Origin of the sequence: Flavobacterium cutihirudinis (genome assembly GCF_003385895.1) — a bacterium.
GTDB classification, from domain to species: domain Bacteria; phylum Bacteroidota; class Bacteroidia; order Flavobacteriales; family Flavobacteriaceae; genus Flavobacterium; species Flavobacterium cutihirudinis.
Map to the genome: position 1 here is coordinate 1,259,879 of NZ_QRDQ01000008.1, position 7,724 is coordinate 1,267,602.

The following is a 7,724-nucleotide window of genomic DNA, read 5'->3' on the forward strand; positions in this document are numbered from 1 at the left end:
TGTTTTTATGTCTTCAGACAAAAAATATAATTATCCTAATAAACTTCCAATATTTAGATTTTTTCTTGATGCTGAGGGTGTTCGTAGAAATCCGATACCTTTTCATGAGAGATATTTTGATAAATTGGGTGATTCCTTTTCTCTAAAAATTGGTTTTTCCAAACACTTAATTCTTTCAAGAGATAATGACATTGCTCAGTATATTTTGGTTAGGAATCAAAAGAATTATCATAAGTCCAAGTTTCAATCTGTTTATCTTTCTAAATATTTGGGGAAAGGACTTTTGACGAGTGATGGGGATTTTTGGTTAAAGCAAAGAAGACTTATTCAGCCTGCATTTCATAAACAAAAAATGAATATGCTTGTGGATAATATGAACAAGACTATCATTTCTGAAATTGATTCTTTAAGAGAAAATGAAACCTTTAATGCTTTTCCTGCGATGAGCCAATTGGCATTTAACGTTGTGGCAAAATCACTATTTGAATTTTCAATTTCGGAAGAAAAACTGCATCGAATTAAATTTATAATTGAGGAGGTACAGAAGTTTTTAGTTAAAGAAATCAGACTTCCTCATAAAGCACTGTGGTTTTCATTAAGTGGTCAGGTAAAAAAGCATTTGAAATTAGCTGACGAAAATAATAGTATTATTAAGGAAATTATTGAGGAAAGAAGTAGTTCAAATGAAGATTTCAACGACCTGCTTAATTTATTAATGGAAACTCGGTATGAAGATACTGGGGAGCCTATGGCAATGCAGCAATTAATTGATGAGATTAAAATTTTGTTTATTGCTGGTCATGAAACGACTGCAAATGCATTGACTTTTACCCTTCATTTTTTAGGAAGCAATCCTGAAGTTCAACAAAAGGTTTTTGATGAAATTACTGAAATTGAATCGCAAACTGATAATGTGATTGAACAACTTCAAAAGATGCCTTATGTTAATGCGGTTTTGAATGAATCAATGCGTTTATATCCTCCGGCATGGATTACCGATAGACAAAATGTTGACGATGACACTGTGGGTAATTTTAAAATCAAAAAAGGCACTTTGATTGGAATTTCGTTTTATGAACTGCATCGAAATCCAAAATATTGGCAAGATCCGGATAAATTTATTCCAGAGCGATTTTTAGGAGAACAGAAGAAGCAGTCAATGCAATATTTTTATCCATTTGGTGCAGGCCCTAGAATGTGTATAGGTGCCGGTTTTGCTATTTATGAAATGTGTTTGGCGATCTCTCAAATTGTCAAGCGTTACGTTATTGAATCAAATACGAGCACTGTAGAATTTAATCCATTGGTGACTTTGAAACCGGTTAATGTTGAAATTTCATTATCTAAAAGATGAGTATTAATGCAAAAGAGACATATTCAAAGTTTATAAAAGAAGAAGCAAAACGACTTGGTTTTCTTTCTTGTGGTATTTCTAAAGCTGGTTTTCTTGAAGACGAGGCACCTCGACTTGAGAAATGGTTAAATAATAATCATAATGGGCAAATGGCCTATATGGAGAATCATTTTGACAAGCGCTTAAATCCAACTTTATTGGTTGATGATGCTAAAAGCGTAGTTTCGCTCCTTCTTAATTATTTTCCTTCGGAATTTCAGAATGATAACAGTTTTAAAATATCAAAATATGCATATGGTCAAGACTATCATTTTGTTATTAAAGAAAAACTAAAAGAGCTTCTTCATTCAATTGAAGAAAATATTGGGGCAGTATCAGGTCGGGCTTTTGTTGATTCGGCGCCAATTTTAGATAAAGCTTGGGCAGCAAAAAGCGGTTTAGGCTGGATTGGGAAGAACAGTAATCTAATCACTCAAAAAGTTGGTTCTTTTTATTTTATTGCTGAGCTCATATTAGATTTGGAATTGGAATATGACCATGCTGTTACAGATCATTGCGGTTCTTGCACTGCTTGTATAGATGCTTGTCCTACGCAAGCAATTCTTGCACCTTATATTGTGGATGGAAGCAAGTGTATTTCGTATTACACTATTGAATTAAAGGAAAATATTCCCCATGAAATGAAAGGGAAATTTGATGAATGGATGTTTGGCTGTGATACTTGTCAAGATGTCTGTCCATGGAATCGATTTTCAAAACCTCATGCTGAACCACTTTTTAATCCAAATCCTGATTTACTATCTTTTTCCAAGCAGGATTGGATGGATATTACGGAGGAAACTTTCCGTAAAGTTTTTAAAAATTCTCCTATCAAAAGAACAAAATTTGAAGGACTAAAGAGGAATATCAACTTTTTAGAATAATACTCACACGACTCAAAACTTGAAGTAATAAGTTTGTTTTTTGTTTTTCAGATTTTTTCTCGAACTAAACACATTTTTGTAAGATGCTAGACTCTAGTTTTATACGTGTGTCTTTTGATGTATGTAAGAAATAAAGGATACTATGAGTAGTTTGTCGATATTAATTATCGACCAATGACACTTTGACCCATAATTTGTTTCATAGTGTGTTGTATAATCTGATTTTTTGCCTTGGCTTAAAAGCAAACTTATTATAAGTTTTATCTTTCTTAAACTGATGAGGATCTATTTCGATTTTCTGCGAATAAAATGTGATTTAAAGTTTTATAAAAACTTGGTCTTTTGTAGAGTGATTTAATTTTTATTTTAAATTATTGATATACAGTCTTTTTTTGTTTTTATTAAGTTGTCAGCTAATGATATAGTTCTAAAACGTATGCTTTTTTTTCTCATTTTTAAGTTAAAATTTGCTTTAGTGAAAAATAATTTGAGGAAAGAAAAATCAATGTTATTTGAAGGTAAAAAAAAGCAAACAAATGTTAAAAACTTAGATGCTATTTGCTGTTGATTGTTTTTGTAAGATTTTTTTATTCTTTTTCTCGTAAATCTTAGCTAATTATGAGTAGTTTTTAATAAATTAAGAAAATTCTTCTGTTTTATTACGAAATAAGTAGTTTTGTTGGTCAACTGATCTAAATTTAGTCGAAAAAATGTGCTGTTCAACGTTTTTATAGGTAGTTTGTCGACTAATGTAGCTAATTATGAGGTGTTTATATACTTTCGCGCTTCCAAAACTACTATTAACCTAAAACACATTTGTGTCTTGAACCTATCATGACTATGGTCCAAACGCTCCTTAATTCTTATGAGAATCCAGTCCGGATTTTTATTGGATTTACTAAAACCATTCCTTTCGATTTTTCGTATTTCGATTATAAGCTGTCGCTCGTATTGAGATTGTCGGCTATTGCTATTTCAGTTCCACAAACCACCATTGTCTATGCGTAACTCTACTTTTAGAAAGCTTAATTCATTTAGGCTAATTTTCCTTATTTTATTTACAATAACATCAATATCTTCAGTAGCACAAGTATGTGGAACGCCTGGAGTTGATGGTCCGGCAAATGTGTCGAATTCGATAAATACTTATTATCCTGCTGGAGCTAATATTACGTTGAATGCAGGGACGACATCGGTTGTATTATCAGGAGTACCGGCTACAGATCAATATGGAAACAATTTTGGTACAATTCCAATCTCGGCAGGAGATTTGATTTTGATTATTCAAATGCAGGATGCTACGATCAATTATACCAATACAACAAATTACGGTTCAGGAACTCCCAATAGCGGTCCGGATAGTTTAGGAGGAACAGGTTTTACAGCTCTTGGCAATACCGGTATTTTTGAATATGTAATTGCGACAAACAATGTTCCACTAACAGGTGGAAATTTGACATTTAAGGGTACTGGAACAAATAATGGTGTGCGAAATAATTTTTACAATGCTGATGCATCTAATAGTAGAGGAAAAAGAACGTTTCAAATTATCAGAGTACCTCAATATTCTAATTTAACGCTTACATCCAATATCACTACGCCACCTTTTAATGGTGTAGCCGGAGGTGTTATCGCTTTTAACGTTTCGGGGACATTCAATTTTGCAGGATATACTATCGATGGAAGTGCAAGAGGATTTAGAGGAGGATATAGCCCAAGAGCAGGTTCGGGAAATAATGATTCGACGACTTATGTGGATGTATCTACAAAAACTAATGTGTCGGGAAAAGGAGAAGGAATAGCCGGAACACCAAAATATATGTGGGATGGTTTTAATCAAGTAGTTAATCCAGTTGAAGGATTACCGGGAGGATCATCTGGAAGAGGTGCACCTGCTAACGCCGGAGGTGGAGGTAATGACCACAACACCGGTGGAGGTGGAGGTGGTAACGGAGGATTCGGTGGTTTAGGTGGTGCTGGATGGCAAGGCATCGGTGGAGATATGTTTTCCAATAATCTTACTGGAGGAGGAAGACCAGGTTTTCGATCGTATCTTAGTAGTACTCCATTTCCCCGACTTATCATGGGAGGCGGTGGAGGTGCCGGTGATGCCAATGATGCTTCAAGTGGTGTAAAAGGAGGTGTAGGAGGAGCTATAATTCTCGTTAATGCGGGTAATGTTCTAGGAAACGGTACAATCTATGCAAATGGTGGAAAAGGAGCTCCGGGAACTTATTCAGGTTCACCAGATGGAGCTGGTGGTGGTGGAGCCGGAGGAACTGTTTTATTAAATGTTTCTAATAATAGTGTAGCAAACATTCGAATAGAGGCCAATGGAGGAGCAGGAGGAAATACGGAGAATGATAATAATAATGAACACGGACCAGGTGGTGGTGGTGGTGGTGGAATTATTAGCCATAACCTTTCTGCATCGGTAACTATAACTTCTAGTGTGCTTGGTGGTTTGGCTGGTAAATCGAACGCAGGTAACGGAAACACTCATGGAGCTCAAGATGGGAAAGTTGGTTATGTGTCAAGTTTTACAGTAAATGACATACCGCCAAATTTACAAGTTAATGCAAATTGCTTTCCTATTTTAGAAACTAAAGTAAAGACGCTAACAACTACTTCGGTTTGTAATTCTATAAATGAAAAGGTCACTTATGAAATTCAAATAAATAATACTGGCGCAGGAAATGCTGCCGGAGTTGTTTTGGATTTTAAATTTCCAACAGGGATTGAATTTGATTCGGCTAGTGCAACATATTCGGCTGATGCTTCAGGACCATCAGGAGCCTTAGCTAATTCTGCTTCAGCTACAGCTAATAATCCAGTATTTGGAGGTTTTAACATTGCACAAAATGGAGTTGTTACAATAACCTTAGTAGGGAAAGTAGCAGCGTCTATGGCAGCTGGTATCCATAATTCAGATGCGCAGGCTTTGTATCTTGACCCGACACGTACAACGACAAATTCGACAAGAACAATTACTGCATTTACAAATGGTTATGGCAGTGCCAATAAAACCTATGAAGGTGCTAGTCAGGCAAATGTTCCGGGAGCGAATTTTAATGGAACTAACTCAGCAGCAGAAGATATAACTATCTTAGCTCTCCCAGCAGCTCCAACGGTTACCGTTACACAAGCATCGTGTACTACTCCAACAGGAACAATAACTGTAAATACACCTGCAAATGGTTCAGGAATTAGTTATACCATAACCGGAACAAATCCAGTAATGGCACCTACAAGTAATTCGAATGGTATTTTTTCTGGCTTAGTGCCAGGAACCTACAGTGTAACTACAAGAAATGCACAGGGATGTACTTCTTCTCCTAATACTGGTATTGTTATTAATTCAGTTGCTGGTGCGCCAACAACGACAGGAGTAACGATTTGTGAAGGAGGAACAGGTTCATTAACTGCTACTTCTTCGTGTTTAGTTCCGACTAGTACTGGAGCACAAATTGCTGGGGAAGGAAATAGTGTTGATGGCACAAGTACACTTACCTTAGGTTGGACAAGACCAGGAAGGATTACTGAAAATGATAGTCGAAATGCAAGTGCAAGTGTTACTAATGGAACGATAACAGTTTTAACTAAATATCTTCAAGGAACAGATTTTGGTTTTGCTATTCCTGCAAATGCTACAATCAAAGGAATAGAAGTAGGAATTAATCGCTCTAGTAATATTAATACTACTACTGTTAATGTTAAAGATAATATTGTTAGTTTAATTAAAGCAGGAGCAGTTATAAGTACAAATAAAAATACTGCAAGTAATTGGTCGACTACTCCAACAATTGTAAATTATGGTGGAGCATCAGATATGTGGGGTACTTCTTGGACTCCAGCAGATATTAATGCTTCAAATTTTGGAATCGCTTTATCTGCCAGTATTACCAGAACTTCAGGTAATGATATTACAGCATCCGTTGATTATATGCAGATAACTGTAAATTATGAATTAGGAGGAATAGAATGGTATACAATCTCTACAGGAGGATCACCAATTTATACAGGTTCTTCTTTTAATCCTGTTGGAGTCACAAATTCAGGTTTGACAAATACTAGCACGGCGACAACGAAGGTTTATTATGCAGCTTGTACTGGTGCTTCAAATTGTAGAGCGGCAGCAAATTTCGTTATTAATGCTATACCAACAATTAGCGGAACAACGCCGGCATCAAGATGTGGGACGGGAACAGTAACTTTAGGAGCCGCAGTATCAGCTGGAACAATCAATTGGTACGCTGCTTCGTCTGGAGGGCCATCATTAGGAACTGGACCTACTTTTACTACACCAAGTTTATCTACATCCACTTCTTATTATGTAGAAGCAACTAATAATGGGTGTACTTCAGTAAACAGAACTGAAGTTCGCGCAACTATAAATACTATACCTACAATAATTTCGGCAACAGAAAGTTCAAGATGTGGAGCTGGAACATTAACACTAAATGCAGTAGCTTCAGCGGGAGCGACTGTCTACTGGTATGCTGATGCAACAACAACAAATTCATTAGCATCAGGAGAGAGTTTTACTATACCAAATTTATCAACGACTACAACTTATTATGTAGGAGCAACTGTTGCCACTACAGGGTGTACAACAGCATCTAGAGTTGCAGTTGCTGCAGTTATAAATAACGCTTCTACAATTGTCTTTACTAGTGGTACACAAAATCCTTCAGTTTGTGGAGGAGCAGCAATTCCATCTGCGGTTTATACTTTTGGAGGAAGTGCAAATAATGCCACAGCATCAAATTTACCAAATGGATTAGTAGCAAATGTTGATGGTAATGCAAAAACTATAACTATTTCGGGAACGCCGACAGCAAGTGGGACTTATACAATTACAACTGTAGGACATACAGCGCCTTGTACTGAGGCTACTATTACAGGAAATGTAACGGTGACGACGATTCTGACGCCAACTATAACTTCAACAGCTGCAAATTGTTCATCAGATGGGAGGAGCACAATCAGTAATTATAGTTCATCTAATACTTATACTTTTAGTCCTCCAACATCAGGAATCACCATAAGCAGTGCAGGATTGATCAGTGGAATGACAGTTGGTACTTCTTATACGGTAACAGCAGGAAATGGAACTTGTACTTCCGCAGCTTCATCTTCATTCAGAAATGCAGCGAAGCTGATTACACCGGATGTGCCGACAATAAGTGTAACAGCTGCAAGTTGTTCGTCAGATGGAACGAGTACTATCAGCAATTATAGTTCATCTAATACTTATACTTTTGCTCCTCCAACATCAGGAATCACAATAAGCAGTGCAGGATTGATCAGTGGAATGACAGTTGGTACTTCTTATACAGTAACAGCAGGAAATGGAACTTGTACTTCCGCAGCTTCATCTTCATTCAGAAATGCAGCGAAGCTGATTACACCGGATGTGCCGACAATAAGTGTAACAGCTGCAAGTT

3 protein-coding genes are annotated in these 7,724 nt (G+C 36.5%); all 3 read left to right on the top strand.

Annotated features, from left to right (window positions below; translation table 11 throughout):
* The first annotated feature begins 7 nt into the window (after positions 1 to 7).
* Positions 8 to 1,354: a cytochrome P450 gene (locus BD847_RS11145; RefSeq protein ID WP_115888316.1), complete on the top strand. Its 1,347-nt coding sequence runs from the start codon at positions 8 to 10 to the stop codon at positions 1,352 to 1,354.
* Complete coding sequence (queG, locus tag BD847_RS11150) at positions 1,351 to 2,277, top strand: tRNA epoxyqueuosine(34) reductase QueG (RefSeq protein ID WP_115888317.1); 927 nt, start codon at positions 1,351 to 1,353, stop codon at positions 2,275 to 2,277. Before BD847_RS11145 ends, queG begins: the two co-directional genes overlap by 4 nt.
* 1,000 nt (positions 2,278 to 3,277) lie before the next feature.
* Positions 3,278 to 7,724: beta strand repeat-containing protein (locus BD847_RS21050; protein WP_115888318.1), on the top strand; the 4,447-nt coding region annotated here is incomplete at its 3' end.

Coding starts and splice junctions, on each gene's coding strand:
- BD847_RS11145 (WP_115888316.1), top strand. CDS start 8: ATGTCTTCAGACAAAAAATATAATTATCCTAATAAACTTCCAATATTT.
- queG (WP_115888317.1), top strand. CDS start 1,351: ATGAGTATTAATGCAAAAGAGACATATTCAAAGTTTATAAAAGAAGAA.